The sequence below is a fragment of the Pseudomonas sp. WOUb67 genome (assembly GCF_050058005.1).
GTDB classification, from domain to species: Bacteria; Pseudomonadota; Gammaproteobacteria; order Pseudomonadales; family Pseudomonadaceae; genus Aquipseudomonas; species Aquipseudomonas putida_R.
Map to the genome: position 1 here is coordinate 3,277,205 of NZ_CP170112.1, position 23,091 is coordinate 3,300,295.

Annotated in this window: 18 protein-coding genes and 2 pseudogenes; 11 read left to right on the forward strand and 9 right to left on the reverse strand. The window is 58.8% G+C overall.

Translation table 11 applies throughout. The features are described 5' to 3' along the window. The first annotated feature begins 74 nt into the window (after positions 1-74). Positions 75-1,208 (forward strand): aminotransferase class V-fold PLP-dependent enzyme, encoded by a 1,134-nt coding sequence (locus tag ABOC32_RS14705; RefSeq protein ID WP_426807700.1) that lies wholly within the window; start codon positions 75-77, stop codon positions 1,206-1,208. Positions 1,209-1,358: 150 nt separating this feature from the next. Here ABOC32_RS14705 and ABOC32_RS14710 read toward each other — a convergent pair whose 3' ends face one another. Both ABOC32_RS14710 and ABOC32_RS14715 read right to left on the reverse strand, forming a co-directional pair. Continuing rightward, positions 1,359-1,718, reverse strand: coding sequence for a cupin domain-containing protein (locus tag ABOC32_RS14710; RefSeq protein WP_426807701.1), 360 nt, complete (start codon positions 1,716-1,718; stop codon positions 1,359-1,361). Continuing rightward, complete coding sequence (locus ABOC32_RS14715) at positions 1,715-2,308, reverse strand: N-acetyltransferase family protein (RefSeq protein ID WP_426807702.1); 594 nt, start codon at positions 2,306-2,308, stop codon at positions 1,715-1,717. The genes ABOC32_RS14710 and ABOC32_RS14715 overlap by 4 nt, the downstream gene beginning before the upstream one ends. Positions 2,309-3,056: 748 nt before the next feature. On the opposite strand from ABOC32_RS14715, the gene solA reads away from it, so the two are divergent. The 4 genes and pseudogenes from solA to ABOC32_RS14735 all read left to right on the forward strand — a co-directional run bounded on the left by solA (position 3,057) and on the right by ABOC32_RS14735 (position 9,165). Next, positions 3,057-4,232: an N-methyl-L-tryptophan oxidase gene (solA, locus tag ABOC32_RS14720; protein WP_426807703.1), complete on the forward strand. Its 1,176-nt coding sequence runs from the start codon at positions 3,057-3,059 to the stop codon at positions 4,230-4,232. Then, positions 4,232-4,591: pseudogene (locus tag ABOC32_RS14725) on the forward strand (MetQ/NlpA family ABC transporter substrate-binding protein); the annotation flags it as partial. The gene solA and the pseudogene ABOC32_RS14725, both read left to right, overlap by 1 nt. Before the next feature lie 1,241 nt (positions 4,592-5,832). Beyond that, positions 5,833-8,058, forward strand: coding sequence for a choline BCCT transporter BetT (gene betT, locus ABOC32_RS14730; protein ID WP_426807704.1), 2,226 nt, complete (start codon positions 5,833-5,835; stop codon positions 8,056-8,058). A 189-nt stretch (positions 8,059-8,247) separates the two neighbouring features. Next, positions 8,248-9,165, forward strand: a complete 918-nt coding sequence (locus tag ABOC32_RS14735; protein WP_426807705.1) for a LysR substrate-binding domain-containing protein — start codon at positions 8,248-8,250, stop codon at positions 9,163-9,165. Between the two features lie 47 nt (positions 9,166-9,212). On the opposite strand, the gene ABOC32_RS14740 is transcribed toward ABOC32_RS14735, so the two are convergent. Together ABOC32_RS14740 and ABOC32_RS14745 are read right to left on the reverse strand one after the other, a co-directional pair. After that, positions 9,213-10,010 (reverse strand): carboxymuconolactone decarboxylase family protein, encoded by a 798-nt coding sequence (locus ABOC32_RS14740; protein WP_426807706.1) that lies wholly within the window; start codon positions 10,008-10,010, stop codon positions 9,213-9,215. Beyond that, on the reverse strand, positions 10,007-10,495 hold the full coding sequence (locus ABOC32_RS14745; protein WP_426807707.1) for a (R)-mandelonitrile lyase: 489 nt from the start codon (positions 10,493-10,495) through the stop codon (positions 10,007-10,009). Before ABOC32_RS14745 ends, ABOC32_RS14740 begins: the two co-directional genes overlap by 4 nt. 302 nt (positions 10,496-10,797) lie before the next feature. Here ABOC32_RS14745 and ABOC32_RS14750 point away from each other — a divergent pair, with 302 nt between their 5' ends. Further along, complete coding sequence (locus ABOC32_RS14750) at positions 10,798-11,562, forward strand: SDR family NAD(P)-dependent oxidoreductase (RefSeq protein ID WP_426807708.1); 765 nt, start codon at positions 10,798-10,800, stop codon at positions 11,560-11,562. An 89-nt stretch (positions 11,563-11,651) separates the two neighbouring features. Here the strand turns inward: ABOC32_RS14750 and ABOC32_RS14755 are convergent, their stop codons facing one another. Next, positions 11,652-12,536 (reverse strand): alpha/beta hydrolase, encoded by an 885-nt coding sequence (locus tag ABOC32_RS14755; RefSeq protein WP_426811604.1) that lies wholly within the window; start codon positions 12,534-12,536, stop codon positions 11,652-11,654. A gap of 238 nt (positions 12,537-12,774) precedes the next feature. Then, positions 12,775-14,000: pseudogene (locus ABOC32_RS14760) on the reverse strand (OprD family porin). Positions 14,001-14,200: 200 nt separating this feature from the next. Between ABOC32_RS14760 and ABOC32_RS14765 the strand changes: the two are divergent. The 3 genes from ABOC32_RS14765 to ABOC32_RS14775 all read left to right on the forward strand — a co-directional run bounded on the left by ABOC32_RS14765 (position 14,201) and on the right by ABOC32_RS14775 (position 18,530). Next, on the forward strand, positions 14,201-15,103 hold the full coding sequence (locus tag ABOC32_RS14765; RefSeq protein WP_317663010.1) for a LysR family transcriptional regulator: 903 nt from the start codon (positions 14,201-14,203) through the stop codon (positions 15,101-15,103). Between the two features lie 109 nt (positions 15,104-15,212). Beyond that, the gene (locus ABOC32_RS14770) at positions 15,213-16,667 is read left to right on the forward strand and encodes a YfcC family protein (protein WP_426807709.1); all 1,455 of its coding nucleotides are present in this window, start codon (positions 15,213-15,215) and stop codon (positions 16,665-16,667) included. 42 nt (positions 16,668-16,709) lie between these two features. Then, positions 16,710-18,530: a CocE/NonD family hydrolase gene (locus ABOC32_RS14775; RefSeq protein ID WP_426807710.1), complete on the forward strand. Its 1,821-nt coding sequence runs from the start codon at positions 16,710-16,712 to the stop codon at positions 18,528-18,530. A 173-nt stretch (positions 18,531-18,703) separates the two neighbouring features. On the opposite strand, the gene ABOC32_RS14780 is transcribed toward ABOC32_RS14775, so the two are convergent. Beyond that, a complete protein-coding gene (locus ABOC32_RS14780; RefSeq protein ID WP_426807711.1) occupies positions 18,704-19,138 on the reverse strand; it encodes a PRC-barrel domain-containing protein in 435 nt (144 codons plus the stop codon). 736 nt (positions 19,139-19,874) lie between these two features. Here ABOC32_RS14780 and ABOC32_RS14785 point away from each other — a divergent pair. Both ABOC32_RS14785 and ABOC32_RS14790 read left to right on the forward strand, forming a co-directional pair. Continuing rightward, a complete protein-coding gene (locus ABOC32_RS14785) occupies positions 19,875-20,411 on the forward strand; it encodes a chalcone isomerase family protein (protein WP_426811605.1) in 537 nt (178 codons plus the stop codon). Next, a complete protein-coding gene (locus ABOC32_RS14790; protein ID WP_426807712.1) occupies positions 20,408-20,950 on the forward strand; it encodes a DUF3833 domain-containing protein in 543 nt (180 codons plus the stop codon). Before ABOC32_RS14785 ends, ABOC32_RS14790 begins: the two co-directional genes overlap by 4 nt. 118 nt (positions 20,951-21,068) lie before the next feature. On the opposite strand, the gene ABOC32_RS14795 is transcribed toward ABOC32_RS14790, so the two are convergent. Then, positions 21,069-22,319 carry an MFS transporter gene (locus ABOC32_RS14795; RefSeq protein WP_426807713.1) on the reverse strand — a complete coding sequence of 417 codons (1,251 nt, stop codon included), beginning with the start codon at positions 22,317-22,319 and terminating at the stop codon, positions 21,069-21,071. Positions 22,320-22,364: 45 nt separating this feature from the next. Continuing rightward, positions 22,365-23,090, reverse strand: a complete 726-nt coding sequence (locus ABOC32_RS14800) for a Crp/Fnr family transcriptional regulator (RefSeq protein ID WP_426807714.1) — start codon at positions 23,088-23,090, stop codon at positions 22,365-22,367. Position 23,091 lies beyond the last annotated feature (1 nt).

Consider the following 23,091-nt stretch of genomic DNA (forward strand, 5'->3'; position numbering starts at 1 on the left):
ATTGCCGACTTGTCATTTGCCAATGCATAAGACAGGGTCCATACCAATGACATCTCTGCCAAAGGAATCACCGCATGTCAAAGCTATATCCAAGTATTGATCCTGAGGGGCTGGTCGAGTACTCGGTGGTCTACACCGACCGCTCGCTCAATCACATGTCAAAGACGTTTCAAGGGGTGATGAAGAACATTTCCAGCACCCTGAAACAGGTCTATAACGCCCAGGCTGTCGCAGTAGTGCCGGGCAGCGGTACATTCGGCATGGAATCGGTAGCGCGGCAGTTTGCCACCGGCCAGCAGTGCCTGGTGATCCGCAACGGTTGGTTCAGTTATCGCTGGAGCCAGATCCTTGAGATGGGCAACATCCCGGCGGCGACCACGGTGCTGAAAGCCCGGCCGGTCGAGCCGGGGCGCCAGGCAGCCTACGCGCCCCCGCCTCTGGACGAAGTGCTGGCGGCCATTGAGACGCACAAGCCGCAGGTGGTCTTTGCGCCCCATGTTGAAACCTCATCCGGGATCATCCTGCCCGACGATTACTTGCGGGCCATTGGCGACGCAGTGCATGCAGTGGGAGGCCTGTTCGTGCTGGACTGCATCGCCTCCGGCACGCTGTGGGTTGATATGCACAAGTGCGCAGTAGACCTGCTGATCAGCGCACCGCAAAAAGGTTGGAGCGCCTCCCCTTGCTGTGCGCTGGTGATGCTCAGTGCCTTGGCCCTCGAGCGCATCGAGCACACGCAGAGCAGCAGCTTTGCCTGCGACCTGAAAAAGTGGCTGCAGATCATGCAGGCATACGAACAAGGCGGACATGCCTATCATGCGACCATGCCCAGCGATTCGCTCGCGCGGTTCAACGACGTGATGAACGAGATGCAAGCCTACGGTTTCGACAAGGTCCGCGGTGAGCAACAAGCGCTGGGCGATCGGGTACGCGCCCTGTTGACCGGAAAAGGCATCAAAAGCGTGGCCGCAGCCGGCTTTCAGGCCCCGGGCGTAGTGGTGAGCTATACCGATGACCCCGACATCAAGAACGGTAAGAAATTTGCCGAACACGGCCTGCAGATAGCTGCCGGGGTGCCGTTGCAATGTGACGAACCGGCCGACTTCCAGACCTTCCGTATCGGCCTGTTCGGGCTTGAAAAACTGCACAACATCGAGCGCACGGTCAGCACCCTTGAACAGGCACTGGACGAAGTGATGGGGAGCTGAGCCCTCTTTGTTTTGCAGCACGGCTACGGCTGTTCACTACCTGAGGGAGCGGGCTTGTTCGCAAAGCAGGCGACCCGGTGGATGGCACGGGCTTCGCCCGTGTTCGCGGGCATGCCCGCTCCCACAGTGAAGTGAGCTGCGACCCGATGCCTAGTTCGCGGGCAGGATGATCACGAAGTTCTTTTTCATGTCTTCCAGCACGGTCCATTTGCCCTTGGCGCCCGGTTCGATAATGAACGTGTCGCCAGCGGCCAGTGTGACGGGGGCGCTGCCCTCAAGCTCGATGACGCAGCGTCCACTCAGGACATGGCAGAACTCCCACACTTTGTAGTCGATGCGCCACGCGCCGGTGCTGGCTTCCCATTCTCCGGAAATGCGGCCTTGCTGTTCATCGTGATAGTACTTGGACGTCAACGTATGAGGGGTGCCTTCCAGGACCTCTTCAAAAAAGGGAAGGTCGCGCACCGGTTGGATATCCAGCTCGCGGAACACGGTCAGTTTGTTGTTCATGGTTTTGTCTCGAGCACGTTATGGTTAGGGCGATACATCAAATAGGCTTCACCGGTTACGCCCAGCATCGGGTGCGCAACGATCTGGCAGGTTTTAACAATCTGAAAACCGTGACGTTCGTAGAAGCGGCGTGCACCGTGGTTTTCTGCATAATCGATCAGGCATAGCCCATCCAGGCCAGCGTCCTCGGCGCGCTGCTGGGCGTGGCGAAGAAACTGCACCCCCAGCCCCTGGCTGCGCCAGGCCTCATCCAGCGCCAGGCTGGATATGTACAAGGTGTCAGGTACTTCCATGTCGGCATAAGGCGCGAGCACCGGGTCTGTCTCGACAGCCCTGTCAGGGGCCTCGCGCAAGGCATAGCTATGCATCATGCCGATGACTTGCCCTTCGAAAGTGGCCATCAGGCAGTTCTTGTAGGAAAAGTCGCCCTGTTCCCTGGCATAGCGAGACGCACCGACACTCAGCAACGCTTCTCCAGGCGCGGCAAGCTTGCTCCATATGTAATCGGCCATGCCCTCCGATGTCAGTTGAAAGAAGCGCGCAATATCGTGCGCGTCCGAGGCTTGGGCGGGCCTGAAGTCGATAGGCATGAACAGTGCTCACATGGGATAGGGTGGTTGGTTTTCGAGGATTACGCCTTTGACAGGGGGGCAGGGTAGACGGGTTTGACGGTTGCCATCATGCTCTGGGCGAACACCGTCAGCACTTCGTGCGACGCTGGCCCATGCTCAAAGGGACGTGGCCGTCCAATGGCTCAGGCCTGGGGAAACGATCGTGCAGTTGCCTGAGGTAGTGAGACGAGAAGCGAGGCGACGTGTACTTTCATGGTGGGATGGCCGGAGTTAGAGCAAGTTGCCTCCGTAGCGGGGGCGTATTCCACGAAAGGTAGCTATCGACCCAGAGCTGACAGTCAGGTGACCTTTGTGGAAGGAACTGTCTTGCCCAAACTTAGAAAGTCCACGCGATTCCTGTGGGAGCGGGCGTGTCCAGGCGTCGAACCGCCGCGAACACCGGCGAACCCGGTGCCATCCACCGCGCAGTATTCTTCGCGGGTGAACCCGCTCCCACTGTGATCGCGCAAACTTTTAAAGTTTGAATAGGACAGTTGCTTCCAAAGCGTTCACGCCGGCCTCGGAAAATGAGCAATAGCAGCATTTTCGTAATGGCAGCCATGGGTCGATAGCGGTCCTCCTCGACTTCTAGATGTCGAGGGACCTGTGCAGCATGTTTACGCGCTACGCAGGTCCAATTCACTAAGGCATAACCATATACCCTTTAATTCTTTGTCACCCCAGCCCCTGTGTTTTCAACTAGCGCCTTTTTGAGCGAGCGCTGTCCGTGGAGCACTGTGAAGTAGTCGTCATCGGTCTGGGCGCCATGGGCGCCGCCACCACGTATCAGTTGGCCAAGGCAGGTGTCGATGTGGTGGGCATCGACCGCTTCCATCCCCCGCATACCTTTGGCTCAAGCCACGGTGATACGCGCATTACCCGGCTGTCCGTGGGGGAGGGTGCGCAGTACGTGCCTATCGTGAAGCGGGCCCAGCAGATCTGGCGCGATCTGGAAGCGCAGTCTGGCGAGTCGTTGTTCGAACAGTCCGGCTTGCTCGCACTCACTTCCAGCCCCGACTTCGACCCCGACGATAAAACCGACTTCACCCTGCGCACCATAGGGTTGGCCCAGACCTACGGGATTGAACACGAAGTGCTCGACGCCGAGCAGATCCGCCAGCGCTTCCCGCAATTCGCCAACGTACACGACGACGCGATCGGTTACTTCGAACCGGGCGGTGGTTTCGTGCGCCCTGAACGCTGCATCGAGGTGCAGTTGCGTTTGGCGGTGCAGCACGGCGCGACCTTGCACACAGGCGAAACGGTTACCCAGATCAGCTCGGATGAACAGGGCGTGACGATCACGACTGACCTGCGCACGGTGAAGGCCCGCAAGCTGGTGTTCAGCGCCGGGAACTGGGCCGGCGGGTTGTTGGGTGAGCCCTTCGAACGGTTGCTGAGTGTCTACCGGCAAAAGCTGTTCTGGTTTGAGCTCGAAGACGGCGCGGGCCTTGAGGGCGCGTCGCCCACGTTCATCCTCACCCATGGGCGGGGGGACGACAAAATCAACTACGGCTTCCCTGCGCAGCCCGGCGAGGGCAGCCTGAAAATTGCTACGGCCCAGTATCACACGGCCTCGCAGCCCGACCTGCTGGACCGCACTGTTTCTGCCGTAGAAGAACTCGAGATGTACCAGCAGCAGGTGCAGGGCCGTATTGCCGGGGTCACAGACAAGGTCCTCAAGTCGGCCGTTTGCGCCTACACCGTCACGCCGGACCGGCATTTCATCATCGACCAACACCCCACGCTCAAGCACACCCTGGTGGTGTCCGCCTGCTCTGGCCACGGTTTCAAGCACTCGGCGGCCCTGGGCGAGGCCTTCGCGCAGTGGTGCACACGCGGCACTACCGACCTTGATCTGTCCTCGTTTACCCTTGAACGATTCGAAGGAAAAACCCTGTGAAGCAGGCCCTGATCACGCTGAAAGACCCCGGCAACATCATGGCAACCGCCGCGGACATCACCAGCAACCCGAAGCACCTGAAGTTCAAGGAGCTTGAAGCGGCCATGCTGCCGTGCGTGCTGGGCCAGGTGGACATGGCGCTGATCAATGCCGACTACGCGCTGGAAGCGAAGCTGGTACCGCACAAGGACGCGCTGTTCATCGAAAGCTCGGAATCGCCGTACGCCAACTACCTGTACGTGCGCAGGGACAAAGCCAGCGACCCGGCAGTGCAGAAACTTGGGGTGTTGTTGAACTCACCTCAGGTCAAACAGTTCATCCTCGAGCGTTATCACGGCGATGTGGTGCCGGCGTTCTGATCGCTTGAACTGACATTGCAAACCGAGCAGTCAGAGGGAACGACTTTTACCGCCACGTTTCCCCGTACCGATTCAGACCAGTAATAACCGCCCTTAGGGAAGCTCGAGATGAACACATTGATGGAACGACTGGAACACTGGTTGGAAGCCAACCTTCCCGAGGTCCTTGAAGATTTGGCCCCAGGCTGTTCAGAAACTGCAATCACCGAGTTCGAGAGCCAGGTCGGCAGGGCTTTTCCAGAGCCCTGAAACATTTCATTTCCTCGACGCGATCCCCATCCTGTTTGCGTCACAGCTTGACGGATGAGTTCACTTGGCAAGTGAAGAGGGCAAGGCCTGTGCGAGTTTCAATCCTGGGTTGCCATTCTCATGGCTACCCGTCGTTTAGCTTTGCAGTGCACTTTGGGGCGAAAGCGATGGTCCACGACTGGTCGCTATCGACCCTGAGCGGACACTCACGTGCTCTCAACTAGATACCCTTGCAAGTCGCGTAAAGCCTCACCCTGAAGCAGACCAACTGTCACTTTCATCCCGGCCTGACGTAGGATTTCGCAACATGCACTCGCGCAATTCCTTGCTACACGGAGATCGCAGCGTTCCCCCTGATTTTGTAGGCACTGACTGGCCACAACGTTTTCCGCCGCTTCTGACCGATAGCTGTGGGTGAGTCTTCTATTTGACTGCCCGTATCGTTACAATTCGGGGGTTCCACCAGAACCCCCCCATACGTCGTCCGGCAACAGCGACGACGCCAACCCTGGCGATGCTCCCTGCCCAGGGCTTTCATCCTCAATTGAGCCAAGGCTCAGTTGAAACGCTTGATTGCCACTGCGGGCTTGAACTGCGGTGTATCTAACCGACACGCGTGGCACTCCTGCGCTGTCTGCCTTGCGCCCGGCTAACGAAGCCGTGTCCAGAAGGGGCAATCCTGCCCCGCACGATCAGTGTGGTCGTCATCATCAGGCCCTTTCGTGGCTGGGCGTTCCATCAGCAGGACTGAGCTACCCCACGGTAGTCGAGTCACGCATTTCAAATGCGCTTTCCATGGCGTCAGCACGCTTGGCCACCACAACCCACGCACTTGCGCTGGCGCCGGGCGAGCCTGCCTTGGGGACTGCTGCCCAAACGCGCACATGCGCGCGTGCAATTGCATGAAACAACCGAATGGATGGAATTCGCTCCTACTGTGAGGCAGGCCTGATCAGGCGGAGTTGAATGAAGCACGCAACAGGAGAAAGCTCATGCCCTTCGTACCTCCCAAGGATCAACACTGCAACGGTGATGACCCGACCACTTCAACGACTGCTGGCCCATGCGTGAAGTCGATGCCAGCACTCGAGCGCAGCAAGTTCGGCGGCACGGCACGCCGCCCTGGGCGACCAGGCGATGCTGACGTTCCTCCCGTATCTCGCAGTGACCTCAGCAAAGGTCACGACCAATTAGTCGTACATCAGGAGGCGCGCATCAACTGGCGCGTCCTGCTGATTTCGTCAATGGTGATCCTGGTGTTTTCCATTACCACGATCCTCATGCCCGATGCAGCACGCTCGGCGATGAAGCGGACCACCGACTGGATTGCGACGAACCTGGGTTGGTACTACGTGTTGACGATGACCCTGGTCATCGGCTTCGTGCTGTGGGTCGCGTTTTCCAAGGAAGGGGACGTGCGCATCGGCCCTGACCACTCGCGGCCGCAGTACAAGCTAGTGACCTGGGTCGCCATGCTGTTCGCCGCAGGGGTCGGCATAGACATGCTGTTCTATTCAGTCACCGGCCCGGTCGTACAGTACTTGCACCCGCCCAGCGGCGAAGGCGCTACTGCCCAAGCCATGCAGGACGCGGTCATCTGGACCATGTTTCACTATGGCATCGCAGGGTGGGCGATGTATGCGCTGCTGGGTATGGCAATGGGTTACTTCGCCTATCGCTGGGACATGCCGCTGTCGATTCGCGCGGCGCTCTACCCGCTGTTTGGCAAACGCGTGCGCGGCCCCTTGGGTGATGGCATCAGCATCATTGCGCTGGTCGGCACCGTGTTTGGAGTCGCTACCTCGATGGGTATCGGTGTGGTATTGCTGAGTGTTGGTTTTTCGCTGATATTCGCCCTGGAACAGGGCCTCTCATTACAGATCGCATTGGTGATGGGTGCTGTAGCGCTTACCATTGCGGCCACCACCTCCGGGGTTGATCGCGGCATCCGCTGGATCGCCGAGTTGAACCTATGGAGCGCCGTGGCGATGATGCTGTACATCCTGATAACAGGGCAGACGGCGTTCTTGTTGAATGCACTGGTGTCGAACATCGGTCAGTTTCTCGTCACCTTTCCCGCGCGTACATTCCAGACGTTTGCCTACGAGCCCGCCGGGGCCGGCTGGATGGCGGGTTGGACATTGTTCTTCTGGGCCTTCTGGCTGGCCTGGGGGCCATTCGTCGGTGTGTTCCTGGCGCGAATCTCGCGAGGCCGGACCTTGCGTGAATTCGTCCTGGCGGCAGTCACTGCGCCAGTGCTGTGCGATTTCATCATTGTCTCGCTGTTCGGCAACAGCGCACTTTTTCAGGTGCTGCAGGGCAACACCGAGTTTGCCACGCTGGCGATGGACAGCCCCGAGCAGGGTTGGTACGCACTGCTTCAGATGTTCCCGGGCTCGATGTTTCTGATTGGTCTGGCAACGCTGTCAGGCTTGCTGTTCTACCTCACCAGCGCCAACTCCGGGGCGATGGTGATGTCGAATTTTTCTGCAACGATTCCCGACCCTTCCCATGACGGCCCGAGTTGGCTGCGGATCTTCTGGGCCTTGCTCACGGCCATGCTCACTGTGGCGATGCTGCTCGCAGGCGGGGTCACGACCATGGAGTATGCAACGCTGATTTTCGCGCTACCGGTGACGGTCATCGCTTATCTGGTGATGGCATCCTTCTACAAGGTATTGCGTATGGAACGTGCCGAACGTGAAGGGCGCGTGCTGCGCCGGCCCTCGATGGCGGCCAGCGGGGGGCATGCCCCGGAGCGCTCCTGGAAGCAACGGCTCGAGCACCTGCGGGCGTACCCATCGCTGCAGCAGGTCACCCAGTTCCTCAACCGAACAGTCGGGCCAGCGCTGGGCGAGGTCGTCGCTGAATTCCGCCATCAGGGCTATTCCGTCACCCGGGAAAGCCTGGTCCATACAAGCGGTATCGAGGAACCGTTGCTGCGGGTGTCGATGGACCAATTCCGTGACTTCCATTACCACGTCGCCATTGTCGAGGCGCCTGTGCCCATGTTCAGTGGCCGCATGACGCGCGAGATCGATGTCTATTACCGTTTGGAGGTGTTCACCCAGACGGGGTCTGGTGGCTATGACTTGATGGGCCTGACCAAACAGCAGGTCATAGATGACGTGCTCAATCGCTATGAGACCCACTTGGCGTTCCTTGTCTTCTCCAGCGAAAACGCCACCGCCTCTGTGTTGACACCCAGGCAGTCGTAATGCTGTGCGTGGCATCTTGGGCGTGCGCAGCGACCTGGCGTGGGTGAGGCACCCATGGTGCTGTGATTGATCCAGCGCCTGGCCAGGCCGACGCTGAGAAATGAGCTTTGAATGAGTGTCCAGTTAACGAAAGCTGCTAATGCTGGTATAGAGACATCCGCAAACCGTCTTTGCCAGCAGGAGCCGCCCATGCAACTCAGCCGTGCCAACCTGGCCGACTTCGTTTATTTTCTGGCTATTGTCCGCCACCAGAGTTTCAACCGGGCAGGCCTTGAGGTGGGTATCAGCGCGTCGGCGCTCAGCCATGCAATCAAAGGTCTGGAGACTCGCCTCGGTGTTCGGTTGCTGAACCGAACCACCCGCAGTGTGACGCTGACCGCCGCCGGCGAAGAGTTGCATTCCTTGATCAGTGGGCCTATCGATGAAATCGGCCAGGCGATGGAGGTGCTTAATCGCTACCGCGATGGGCCCACTGGACGCATTCGTTTAAATACCTTGAGCGATGGCGCGGATTTTCTCCTTGGTCCCGTATTACCCCTTTTCAATGACCGTTACCCCGACATCGAAATCGACCTGACGGTCACCAACCGTTTGGTGGATGTGATTGGTGGCGGGCATGACGCGGGCATTCGCTATGGCGGTACGGTGCCGGAAGACATGATCGCCCAGCGCCTGTCGCCGGACATCCGCTGGGTGGTGGCGGGCTCTGCCAACTACCTCCATCGCTTTGGCGAGCCGAAGCATCCGCGCGATTTGCTCAAGCACCGCTGCTTACGTATTCGTCTGGGCAATGACCGGATGTACGACTGGGAATTCGAGAAGGATGGCGAACAGTTGGCCATCGCTGTTCCGGGGGCGATCACCATTGATGAGACGCGCATTGGCGTGTCATTGATTCGGCACGGCGCTGGCTTGATGTATGCGCCTGAGCCGGTGATCACGCCGCTGGTGGCCTCCGGCGATTTGCTCAGGGTGCTGGATGACTGGTCCAGCGTCGCGCCGGGTTTTCACATGTATTACTCAAGCCACCGGCAACTGCCGGTGGGCTTGCGGTTGTTGATTGACCTGATTCGCGAGGTTCAGCCGTTGGGGCCGATCAGCCCCTGATCCGGCCGGTTCGTTTTGCTGAAATCAAACACGTCGCGCTTTGGAACTCAGCCTTTGTGGCGGTTGGCGAACACATCCTTGACGACTGGCACGGCAGAAAACACATTCGGCCAGCCTGCGTAGAACGCCAACTGCGTAAGTATTTCGGCCGCCTCGGGTTGGGTCAGTCCGTTGTCCATCGCGCGATTGAGGTGGTAGGTCACTTGAGCGACCTGACCGTTGGCGATCAGAGCACTGACGGTGACGAGGCTGCGGTCGCGAGGCGCAAGATCGGGCCGCAGCCACAGGTCATGAAACAGCGCATCGGCGGTGTAGTGCACCAGTCCAGGTGAGACGGGGCCGACATTGCTGGCAACCGTTTCCGCTCGCACTTCTTCGGCGGCTTCGTTGATCGGCAATCGGGTTGGCGCTACCGGCGGCAACTGATCGGCAGCGATGCCTCGGCTGGCAAAAACTGCCTTGGCGACCACGACGCTGGTGGTGGCATTGCCCCAGCCGGAGTAAAACGCCAGATGGTTGATCAGCTCCGATAGCTCGGTCGGTTTCACGCCGTTATCCAGAGCCAGGTCGAAGTGATACGCCAGCTCCACGGTCTGGTTGCGGCTGATCAACACCGCGAGTGTCACCAGGCTGCGGTCGCGGGGTGAGAGGCCCGGTCGCTTCCACACTTCGTTGAGCAGCAACTTCTCGGTGTTGTGCGCCAGGGCGGGCGAGACTGCACGCACGTCGTCCAGGTTGGGTGCGACCGGGTTTTGCGCGGTAGAGTTGGCTGGGGTTTTGTCAGCGGTAGAACAGGCCGCCAACAGCAGCGAAAGCGAAGCGAGAGCGGTTTTTAGCAATTTCATTCGGCGGCCTCGTATTGCGCTTGGCTGACGGGTTCCAGCCATTCAACGTTCTTGCCGTCGAGGGACTCTTGAATGGCCATGTGGGTCATGCCGGTGGTGGCCGTTGCGCCGTGCCAGTGTTTGACGCCTGGGGGCGTCCAGATCACATCCCCTGGTCTGATCAACTGCTTCTTACCACCCGCTTGCTGCACCCAGCCTGTACCGGCGGTCACCACCAGCGTCTGCCCCAGCGGGTGGGTGTGCCACATCGAGCGTGCACCCGGTTGGAAGTTGACGTAACCCGCCGACACTCGAGACGGCGTTCGGGCCGGGAATAGCGGATCAATCCGCGCACTACCGACAAAACCGCTCGCCGGTCCCACGATGGAGGGCTGCTCACCATTCTTCACAACCAGCATGGATTGATCGGGGGCAGGGTCGGCTGCAATGGCCGCATTCGAGATCAGTGCAGCAGCAAGGGCTAACCCGGCGGTGATTTTTGGCATCAGTAAGCTCCTGAGGCGAAGGCCAGTTCAGTGGTCAACTTAATGCAGCACAAGCGCAGCGACTACAGACTTCAAACCGCATGAAGTTGTGAGTGGCGCTCATCAATTACCCCGATCTGGCGCACCTATTCATGAGGCTGGCTCACTGGAGCATCCTGTTTCCCTGGCTAGTTCTCACATGCTTTCCTGATTAGCCTGCCAACCATTCGAGACGACGCGGGTCCGGCCGCGCAGTTTTCGGTGAGTTGGGGTGGACATCATCTGCACAGCTCGACGCCCCTCGTGCCAACGGAGATCTATCCATGAGCTTTTCCTTTCATAACCAAGTCGCACTGGTCACCGGTGCAGCATCTGGCATTGGCCTGGCTACCGCCAAGGCATTCGCTGAAGCCGGCGCTGCCGTTGCTCTGGCTGACATCAACGGCGCAGCCGCCCAATTGGCGGCTGAAGCGCTGGTCACCAAGGGTCACAAAGCAATCGGTTTGAGTTGCGATGTCGCCGATCTGGGTCAGGTTGAAGCGATGGTCAAAGCCACCGTTGCCGCCTTTGGCCGCTTGGACGCCGCGTTCAACAATGCCGGTATCCAGAACCAGTTAGCCGAAACTGCTGATGCCTCCAGCGAAGATTACGACCGGGTCATGTCGGTGAACTTGCGTGGTGTGTGGGCCTGCATGAAATACCAGTTGCAGCACATGCGTGAGCAAGGCAGCGGCGCCATCGTCAACTGTTCCTCGCTCGGTGGCCTGGTGGGCGGCGCACAACGGGCCAACTACCACGCTGCCAAGCATGGTGTGATCGGCCTGACCAAAAGCGCCGCTCTGGAATATGCCGCCCGTAACATTCGCGTAAACGCCGTGTGCCCCGGCCTGATCTGGACCCCCATGGCCGATCAGATGGTGGCCTCGGGGCAAAAAGACGCCCTCGACGGCATGTTGCAACTCATCCCTATGGCCCGCCACGGCCGCCCCGAAGAAATTGCCGATGCCGTGGTGTGGCTGTGCAGCAATTCCTCCAGCTACGTGACAGGGCAGTCCATTTCTGTCGATGGCGGCTTTGTGATGCGATAAGCCACGCCCACTGAACGCCTATTCAAAAGGATTCGGAACCTTAAGCAGATGCCATCTACCGTCACCGCAACACTACCCTCAAAGATGCATCAGTCGTGAGAAATTTCCGATGCTAGACCTTGCCCATGAATGAACGCCACAACCTCATCCAGAACCGGCGCCAGCCATCGCATAGGGCGGGAGAATGCTGCAATTAATGTCCCGTGGCCCGGCTTGGAGAAATAGCGCTCGCGCACGGGCACACCCTGCTCCCGCAAACGTCGGGCCATGCCACCCGTGTTGCGCTCGGGATTGACCAGCGTATCGTCCCTCGCGGCTATCAACAGCGCAGGGGGCGATTTGGCGCCAACGTGGTTGATCGGTTGAGAGTCGGGTGGCGAATTCGGAAAAAAGAAAATCGGTCTCACCGCCGGATTTTCGACGGGCAGAAAGTCGTAAGGTCCGGCCAGACCGATCCAGCCGCTGAGCATCGAAGGCTCCATGTCCACCGCTGCCAGCCATTGGGGGTCTAGCGCAACCATTGCTGCGTTGTAGCCGCCTGCGCTATGGCCCATCACATATAGCCGCGCTGGATCTCCACCGTATTGGCGAATGTGTTCGCGGGTCCAGCCGATCGCTCGCGCACTGTCTTCTAGAAAACCCTGATAGTGTACCTGCGGATAAAGCCGGTAATCGGCTATTACAGCTACGATGCCTCGTGCTGCCAGCGCTTCGCCGACAAAGCCGTAGTCACTGCGCGAACCGCTGCTCCAGCTGCCTCCATAAAAGAACACTACCACTGGCACGTCGGTGGCGAGATTGACGGGCGTGTAGACATCCAGCCGGTTCCGCGGATCGTTACCGTACTTCAGGTCATATGCCTTGTTGCAAGTGCCTCCCGGAGTGAGGAAGTTTAAAAACTTCAGAGGTGAACAGCCCAGCAACAGGGCCGATAACCCAACGGCAACAGTTATGCGTAGGGCTATCCTGATCATGGTTTTTTCTCTGGGGAGGTGTGCTTCTGAGACTGCGAGCCTGGGTAAGAATTCAGTTGGCGCCTTCACTGAACCGACTTGGCTTGGCAAAGTCAGAAGCGCCACACTCGAATAGGACAGAGCCTCGACATTGTTGATCAAAACCGCGTTTGCCCCTTGCAAGCAGGACACCCACACCTACTCCAGCGCGGCCATCTCAGCAATCGAGGCCTTCACAGCATGAGTCAACCACACGAACTCACCACAGCGCGATCTCGTAGATCAGATAGACCCGAACATTGTCGCGGTCACTAGCATAGGTGCTTCTTGAAATAGCGTGTCGAAGCTCGGCCCCTATCCCTTTGAACAGGCCGTCCTGAACCACGTACTTCAGTTGGGTATCGGTCTCATGCTCTTTGGCTTCTAGCCCACGGTACTCACCGCCGCTACCGTTGTAGTAGCGGGTCATGAACGCAAGACCCGGCACACCAACACTGGCAAAATCGAAGTCGTAGCGCAGCATCCAGGTGCGTTCCCCTGGCTGGATGAATTTTCCAATGCTGGCGTTGCTGAAGGAGTAAACCGTACTCACATCACATAGGGCAGAGCCGTACTCCCGCTGACTTCCTGGTAGCCGAACCCGAGTGAATGCCCCCCTTGGCGATAGGTAAACAGCCCACTGAACATGTCGGCATCGACCACACCATTTCTGGCTGATCCGGCGTCATCGCTGATGAAATACCGGAGATCGCTTGTGAGCTTTCCTTTTCCAACAGGAGCTGTATAGGTCAAGCCATAAAATTGCTGCCGATAGAAATCACGCAACTCCCCGTAGTAGCTGCTCATGCTGAACCGCTTGCTCAGGTCGTAGCGGAGCCCCACGAAGTCGAAGTCTGTGCCTTCACCGCCGGTGTAGCCCTGCGCAAAGATGTCAACGCTATCGGTAGAGTTCCGGGCTTTCAGCTTGTCCAGATGCCCAGCATGCGCATACAGCCTATCAATGCCGGTGTACTCAACTTGAGTGCCTTGAAAAGTCTGAGGCAAAAGGCGCCCGTCGTTGTATACCAGAACAGGAATCTTGGGCAGCAAGGTGCCTGTACTGACCAGGGTGTCTTGCCAGCGCAGTTTTCCGGTAATGCCAAGGCTGGAGTATTCACTCGCAGCACGCCCATCGTCGTGAACAGGAAGTAGGCCCGTTCCAGCATGATTCGTACTTGAGTCCAGTCGAATACCGGAAAGCCCCAATGCTTCCATTCCGAACCCAACTGGCCCCTCTGTGAAACCAGACTGCGCTTTCAGAATGAAGCCTTGGGCCCACTCTCTGCGATCAGCACCGCCATCTCGGTAGTCGTCATTGAAGTAGTAATTTCGAAGGGCCAAACGTGCCTCGGAATCCTTGAAGAAGTCGGCAACGGCCAAATCAGGGGCGAGGCTGGTCATTACACCCGCGCAAGCGAGGGTGCCCGTGCTCAAAAGCATGCGCATAGGAGGTCTCTGCTAGATGTTGTGATTATTGGCAGATTGGCAATCGAACAACTGGCGTCAGTACCTCCTCGTGGAGGTCAGGACTGGACTCAACGTGGTCGTGCGGCGGACACTAGCGCCCTGTGAAACAAGTCACAACGTTATGAGCGATGCGCATTACCCTATGCACACGCTCCTACTTAAGTCGTTGGGAGCAGGACGTGAATCTGAAACAGCTCGAAGCATTTCAAGCCATCATGGCGACCGGATCTACCATAGGCGCAGCCACGCGGATGGATCTGTCCCAGTCGGCTGTCAGCAGGCTTCTTACGCAGCTTGAAGAGCACTTGGGCTTCTCACTTTTCCTGCGCCGCAAGGGCCGGTTGATGGCAACACCTGAAGCAGAGGAGCTCTTGGGCCAAGTCTCCTCACTCGTCGACAACCTTCAACGTGTTCAACGTTTGGCTGACGAGCTTCGGGTCGGTCGCTCCCGAAGAACTCTGCTCCGCGTGGCAGTACCAACAAGCATGACCCATCACCTGCTACCGGGCATCGTGGCCGAGTTCCTGCGCGAGCGGGAAGACGTAGTGGTTGAAATCCTTACTGGGGGCTATGACACCTTGGAGCGTGCTGTCCTCGACCGCAGTGCGGACTTTGCGTTTGTCCGATTGCCCGCAGAGCTTCCTGATTTCGAGGTACAACCGGTACTGGAGACCGAGGGAGTTTGCGTGGTGCCTGAGGGACACCCCTTGGCAGAGCTATCGGAGGTCACCGTAGATCATCTTCGAGCGGTTCCCTTGGTTCTCCTGGGGCGGCAAAGGAATCTTCGCTCAGAACTGGATCAGCGTTTTCGAGAGGCTCGTGTGACCCCGCAGGTACGTGTCGAAGTGCATTCCGTAAGCGCAGCCTGTGCATTCGTTGCCGAGGGGATGGGCGTCTCAATCATCAACGGACTGCTTGCCAGAGACTTCGGTAGCTTGGCGCTTCAGAGCAGGCCGCTTCGCCCGGCGCTGCCGTACAGATTCGGTCTGATTTTCCGCAAAGATCAACCTCGCTCCAGGCTGGTCGACGCCTTCGCTGAACACATGAGTGAACGCCTCAAGGCGATATCGAATAACGAGTAACGCATAGGTCAACCCGAATTACTCATAACGTTGAGCATTCACGAAGGGTTGTTCTAGTGTGCCGCCATAACGCCTGGCCCCCCAAGAACAACAAACGAGAATGCGCACTATGAATCGCTCCCACTCTCCGTCGGCAATAGTCGAACAGGTTGATGAGGCTGCACCTTCCAGCCCCACTTCCAACAAACCGTCCAAACAGCTCAACCCAGCATTGATCCTGCTGAGCATCGTTTTCATGGCGCTCGCGTTCACTTACTTTGTGGACTCAGGCCAATTTGAGCGCAAGGACATTGCTGTCATCCCTGGTTCATATCAGACCCTGGAAAAGGATTCTGGCCTCAGTCAATTGTTCTCGGTCGAGCCTCGAACCGCTAATGCAGAGGCCGCACGGCCTGTGTCCCTGACTGAAGCCTTCATGGCGATTCCTCAAGGGATCGAAAAGCGTGCAGGGCTCATTTTCATGGTGCTGTTCATCGGCGGAATGTTTGGCGTTCTGAACAAAGCAGGCGCCATCGATGCAGGCCTAGAGCGTGTACTAGGCCTCACCAAAGGTAACATTTACGTCTTGGTTCCCTGTTTGATGCTGGTGTTCTCCGCCGGCAGCACATTCATGGGCCTGGCGAAAGAATTCATTCTCATCGTCCCGCTGATGGTCGCCATGGCCAATCGGCTCGGCCTCCCCAACATCATCGGCCTCGCGATAGTGGCCATCTCGGTGAAAGTGGGCTACCTCGGCTCAATCACCAACCCTGTCGCATTAGCTGTAGCCCAGCCGCTGGTGGGAGTGCCAATGTTTAGCGGGCTCGATATGCGGGTGGCCAGCTATTTCACCTTTTTGGTAGTCGGCATCGCATTTGTGCTGCTGAGCATTCGCCGTCACGGTTTCGACAGCACCGCACAATTCGACTTCAAGCAATCACGCCTTCATCCGCGACATGCTGCGAATCTCATGCTCTTGGCACTGGGTGTAGCATTTCTGGTGTACGCATCGAACCGGTGGCACTGGAAGTATCCGGAGCTCTCCGCGTACTACCTGGCTCTGAGCATGGTGTTCGCGGTTGTTGCCGGGATTGGGGCTAGCGAAGCTGCCGGCGCCTTCGTCGATGGTATGAAAAAGGTATTGATGGCCGGCGTACTGATTGGCTTGGCCACTGCGGTTGAAATCATCCTGAGCACCGGTCAGGTACTCGACACCATCGTCAATCACCTGTCTGAGTTGGTGGGTGAGCATGGCCCACTGGTATCAGCATTCGGTATGTTCTTCGCCCAATTGGGGCTGGACGTTCTGATTCCCTCCACGTCAGGCCAAGCTGCCGTGACCATGCCAATTTTTGGCCCGCTCGGACAACTTTCTGGGGTAACGCCGCAGACCACTGTGTATGCCTTCCTGCTCGGCAATGGACTGACAAACCTCATCACACCGACCTCCAGCGGCTTGCTGGTTCTGCTTGCCACTGCACAAGTGGGCTGGGGCCAGTGGGCGCGCTTCATCTGGCCCCTGCTCTTGGTCTTCACCGCCATTGCCTTGGCGCTCCTCAGTATCGCCGTCCTCATCGGTTACTAATCACGGTCTGTGCAAGCAGCCCAGCAACTTCGAGTAGCAGATATGCACGTTTTGAAAAACTTGATGGTGCCGATGCGCGATGGCGTTCGGCTGGCCACGGACGTTTATTTGCCCGATGCCACGAACTCTCCACTACCCGTAATCATCGAGCGCACCCCGTACAACAAATCGATGCCATCTCGTTCCGAGAAGCGTCTGGATGGGCATCACCTCGGGCGTGAGGAAATGGCAGCCGCCTTTGCCACCGAAGGGTTCGTGACCGTCTTCCAAGACTGTCGCGGTCGGTATGAGTCCGAAGGCGAATTCGTCAAGTACATCAACGAGGGTGAAGACGGGTACGACACACTCGCCTGGCTGGTAGAGCAGCCTTGGTGTAACGGGCGCGTGGGCAGTATGGGTCTGTCCTATGCCGCCCATACGCAGTTGGCCATGGCATGCCTTAACCCACCTGGTCTCTGCACGATGGTTCTCGATTCAGGAGGGTTCGCCAACGCCTTCCAGTGCGGAATTCGCCAAGGCGGGGCATTTGAACTCAAGCAGGCTACCTGGGCCTACAAACAGGCCAAAGAGAGTCCCGCTGCAAAGACTGATCTACAACTGCGAGCATCGCTTGAGCAGGAGGACATCCACGAATGGTTTGCGAATATGCCGTGGCAGGCTGGCCACTCTCCGTTACGCCATGCCCCCGAATATGAGGACTACCTTCTTGACCAGTGGCGACGGGGCAATTACGACGCCTATTGGAAGCAGTTGGGTATCTGCGCCGACCATTACCGCGCAAGGATTCCCGACATTCCAGTGCTCCACATGTCTAGCTGGTATGACGCCTATGTCAGCTCGACGCTGGAAAATTTCAACGCCTTCATTCGCCACGGGAACGCACCTCAACGGCTGATTATGGGGCCGTGGCTGCACGGTGATCGCAACGTCACGCACAGTGGCGACGCAGAGTTCGGAGTGAACTCTGCGTTCGATGGGCATGTAGAGGAAGACTGGCTATCTTGCCGCCTGCAGTGGTTTAAAAACCACCTGCTTCAGTCAACCGCAACCTTGCCATCCCTCCAACAGGTGCAGGTGTTCATCATGGGCGGTGGGTCGGGTAGCAGAAACGAATCCCAACGAATCGATCATGGCGGGGAGTGGCTGTCGGCAACCCAGTGGCCTTTACCCGGTAGTCAGCAAATGACGCTGCACTTCTACGCTGATGGTGTTCTGAGAGATGAAGCACCTACGAATTCCAGCAGCCAGACGTACCTGGCAGATCCACTGAACCCAGTGCCAACCATTGGTGGGGCGCTCACCTCAGGTGCGCCTGTATTTGCAGGCGGCGCATACGACCAGCGCGAGACGGCTCGTTTTTTCGCAGCCCAGGGTGACAACCGTCCTTTGAGCGACAGACCCGATGTACTCAGCTTCTCAACTGAGCCGTTGGCGGCGGACCTTGTGGTTGCCGGCAGTATCGAGTTTGAGTTGTGGGTGGAGACAGATGGCCTGGATACTGACTTCACTGCAAAACTGGTTGACGTCTACCCACCGAGCATTGATTACCCAGAGGGTTTCGCAATGAACATCACGGACGGGATCATCCGTGCCCGGTATCGCAACTCCTGGAGTGCCCCTTCGCCCACCGTGCCTGGTCAGTGCTTTAAGGTATCAATCCATCCCTTTGCCACTTGCAATCGTTTCAAGGAAGGTCATCGCCTGCGCATTGATATTGCGAGCAGCAATTTCCCCCGCTTCGATGTGAATCCAAATAGCGGTGAACCTGAAGGGCAAGCTGCGAACAAACGAATAGCCCGAAACACAGTTCATATGAGCAGCGAAAAACCGTCTCGTGTCATCATGACCGTGCTACGTCCCTAGCGATCGCGAACGATCAAAGCACTGTCATATAAATTCGTAATCAATGGCCAATCAAGACCGTGCAACAGATGATTGCATGCCTGAAAATGACAGCTATCGACCGAAAGGCTCCTGTCACGGAGCCTTGGTCAGGGGAGGCTTGGCCGGGAGCCCGGCCAAGCAGGTTGGCAATATCACAGCCGGGGATCGTTTTCCCACGTGGTGCCGTAGTAGTCGTGGATACCTTTGCCCCAAGTCGGATCGCTCATATTTGGCCAGTTGTCCTTATCGAAGCCTGGGGCGTTCTTCAGACGGTCCTTGTCGGCATCAAGGACGAAGCGCTTGTTTACCGTATCCAGGCGCAAAGCAGCCCATGGCACGGCGAACAGCTTTTCACCCATCCCCAGGAAACCGCCGAACGACAGTACGGCGTATGCAACCTTGCCGCTGGCGGTGTCCAGCATGATTTCCTTGATGTCACCAAGGTCTTCGTCTTGCGTGTTATACACGTCGTTGCCGATGAGGGTATCCGCGCCCATCAGCTGGGGCCCCGGGCCGCGGTCTCCGTCGGCAGAGAAATCGGTCCGTCCCTTGTACATACCGTACTTGTCGCGTTCTTCGAAGTTCATAGTGCGCTCCTGGCCAGAGGCCACAGGCAGTAGAGCATCCCGACTCTCGGTTCAAGGCTGCTCGGGTGACGCCGGCGAGCGAGAATGCCCGGCGTGATCAAACGATTTTTTAACCGCGCGATCTCCCTCGAGCATTTAGCAAGGCTCGTATGAGAGGCGGGCGAGACAGCGAGCGACGGGATAGGACACTTAGCTTCGATGGCCTGGATGCGTTTCTGCGGCGCTCAGAATAGGAGAGTGGTTAGCACATACAGCCGTTCGCTATTTGCGACCAGCGGTGGGACGTGGAGTCGACAGAAACGGTACAGCGAACGGCCGTCAATTTGGTCTGAACACCTTATCCTCACGGCTCACTGGCAAAGGTTCTGCGAAGAAGCGACTGGTCGGAAGCGGCGGCATGATGGCGTGGAGAGGATAAGTCTCACCACGAGGCCGTGCGCAAACATTTCGGCACGTGGCTCCATGACAGAGGTCAATGATCGTCGACTGATGTCCGATAGCAGGCTTTCGTGAAAGGCCGCTATGGGTCGATAGCGGTCGTCCTCGGTGTCGAGCGCCTGTGCAGCATGTCCCCTGGATAGCGGACAAAGTGCGGTCAAAATACACCACGCTGGAAAGCTCACACCCGACCAATACGAAGCCTCCATGACGCGCTATGGCCCAACGTCGGCCTGGCAGCAAAATATCTGTACATGATGCTATTTTTGTACAGTACCTATGCGTGTTCGAGGTCACTATGCCGCACAGTGCCCGTTGGATTTGCCTTTGCCTTCTACTGACTGCGTTGTCGGCGGCGGGGGATTGGCGGGCGGAGCTACCTGCGGCGCAACGGTTGGGCGCCGGTGAGTTCGCTTGGTTTGGCATGCGGCTCTACAAGGCCCAGTTATGGACAGCAGGTACAGAGCATGACTGGAACCAGCCATTCGCACTTGAGCTTCTCTATCACCGATCGCTATCCAGAGAAACATTGGCAGAGGCCAGCCTCGCGGAAATGGTGCGCCTCAACGCTGCCAGCATAACGGCGCAGCAACGCGCGGCGTGGGCCAATGTGCTTGAACAGGCCTTCGTGGACGTGCGCCCCGGTATGCGCATAGCCGGCTTGTACCTGCCAGGGCAGGGCTGCCGTTTCTACGTTGACGGCAAACTCAGCCGAGAAATCGCCGACCCGGTCTTTGCCCGGGCGTTCTTCGCCATCTGGCTCGACCCCCGCGCCAGGGATACAGAACTGCGTCAGCACCTGCTGGGGCTGGTCGGCAAGGACGGAGGAACATGATCATGTACAGAGCAGTGTTGCTGGCTTGCTGCCTGCTTTTGGGCAGCTGTGGCAATGTCGGTGTCGAGCACTATGACCAGGAGCACCCGAAACTGGACCTGGCTGCGTTCTTCTCGCGGCCGGTGCAGGCCTGGGGAATTTTCCAGAAGCGTTCCGGGGAAGTGGTCAAGCGCTTCCACGTGCGCATCAATAGCCGCCGCGAAGGTGACCGCCTGATCCTCGACGAGCATTTTCTCTATAGCGACGGCACACGCCAGCAGCGCACCTGGACTCTGGTACCCGACGGCCCTGGCCGCTGGCGCGGAACTGCGGGGGACGTGATCGGTGAGGCGCGTGGTGAAGTGGCGGGTAATGCGCTGCGATGGCGATACAAGCTAGACCTGCCGATTGAAGGGCGGCACTGGCAGGTAGACCTGGATGACTGGATGTATCTCATGGATGACGACACCCTGATCAACCGCTCGAGTATGAGCAAGCTGGGCGTTGAGATTGGCCAGATCACCTTGTTCTTCAGCCGCCTGCCAGAGGCCACACCATGAACGTGGTCGCGCTCACACAGCATCCCCACGATTTGTGCCGACGCTTGCAGTCAGCGCTCCAAATGTTTCCGGTCATGATAGGTGCAGGCTTGCAACTGGCAGCTCTCGCCACGTGGCGTCAGCCTATGTTGGGGGCGTGCAAAACCGAAGCCGAAGCGCCGGGGGCGGGGCGGGTTTCGTTCAGCGCGACCAGCACCAGCACGAAGGCCCCCGCAGCAATCGCCGCCAGGGTAAGGAACGCCGCATCGTAGCCCGCAGCCTGCACCACCAGCCCGGCGATGCCCGGGCTGAGCGCGGCGCCCAACCCGAATACCGTTGTCAGCGCGCCGAGGCTGACGTTAAAGCGCCCGGTGCCTTCGGTCAGGTCCTTGACCACGATCGGGAACAGCGCGCCGAAAATGCCCGCGCCGATGCCGTCGAGCAATTGCACCGCGACCAGCCAGAACGGGTTGTCGGATACCACGTACAGCGCGCCGCGCAGTGGCAGGATGAGAAAGCCGGCCAGCAGGAACGGCTTTCGCCCCCAGTGGTCGGCCTTGGCCCCCACGAGTAGCGCCATCGGCACCATCACCAGTTGCGCCGCGACGATGCAGGCGGAGGTCAGCGGCGTGGCCAGGCGCAAATCGACTTGCGACAGTTTCTGGCTTACCAGTGGCAGCATCGCCGCGTTGGCCAGGTGGAACAATGCGCAGCATATCGCGAACACCAGCAGCGTACGGTTGTGCAGCAGCACTTTGAGCCCGGCAGGGTGCTCATCACGCTGCGGACCATGAGGCAGCCCGCGCGCGATTTGGTGGTCGATGGCCGCGGCGGGCACTCGGCCCACTGCCACGATACTGGCCACGGTCATCAGCGCCATCAGGTAGAACACCACCACCGGGCCAAACAGGTAGGCCAGGCCGCCGGCCAGCAACGCCGAGCAGGCATTGCCAGCGTGGTTGAAGGTTTCGTTGCGGCCTACTCGCCGGGTAAAGGCCTTGGGGCCGGTGATGCCCAGCGAGATGGCGGCAACTGCCGGGGCGAACACCGAGCCCGCCAGGGCGCCGACCGTCTGGGTCAAGGCCACCCCGGCGAATGAAGAAATCAGCGGCAACAGCAGACAGCTGCCGGTCACCAGCACGGCGGCGATTACCACCACTGCGCGCTTGGCCGGCGTACGGTCGATCAGGGCCCCGGCGGGTGTCTGGGCCAGCAGCGCCGCGATGCCTGCCAGGCTCATCACCAGGCCGATGCTCGCCGGCTGCCAGTGGTGCACCGCAAGCAGGTAGATGGCCAGATATGGCCCCAGGCCGTCGCGCACGTCGGCCAGGAAGAAATTCAGCCAGTCGAGGGCACGGTGGTGTGAGCTGAGGGGTTTTGAGTGTTCCAAGGATGCAGTCTCGAAAAAGCCAGGAAGAGGGCGACCGGCAGGGCTTCATCCGTGGGGGGATGGCATGTAAGGCAGTAGTCGGTCGGTTTCTTTCTTCACCACGGCGTAGCATTCGCAGCTCAGCAATTCCAGGCGTGCCCTGTCCAGCACCCTGATCTGCCCGCGGTTGTATTCGATCACCCCCATGCGCTGCAACTTGCCGGCGGCGTCGGTCACCCCCTCGCGGCGCACGCCCAGCATGTTGGCGATCAGCTCCTGGGTCATGCACAGGCGGTCGCCCGGCAGGCGGTCGAGCGACAACAGCAGCCAGCGGCACAATTGCTGGTCGATGGAGTGATGCCGGTTGCACACCGCTGTTTGTGCCATTTGGGTGATCAGTGCCTGGGTGTAGCGCAGCATCAAGGTCATCAGCTCGCCATGGCGGTTGAACTCGTCCTTGATCCTTTGCACGGGCAGGCGGTAGGCATGCCCGGCGCTTTGCACGATGGCCCGGCTGGGTGTGCTTTCACCGCCCATGAACACGGCGATGCCCACCAGCCCTTCGTTACCCACCACTGAAATTTCGGCCGAGGCGCCGTTTTCCATCACATACAGCAGCGAAACGATGGCATCGACCGGGAAGTGGACGTGGCGCAGGGTGTCGCCGGACTCGTACAACGCCTTGCCCAGGGGCAGGTTGACGTGCTGCAGGTCCGGCTCCAGGCGGCTGAACGCTTCTGGCGACAGGGCAGCCAGCAAGTGGTTGTTTTGCGGCTTTGACGTGTGTTGCATG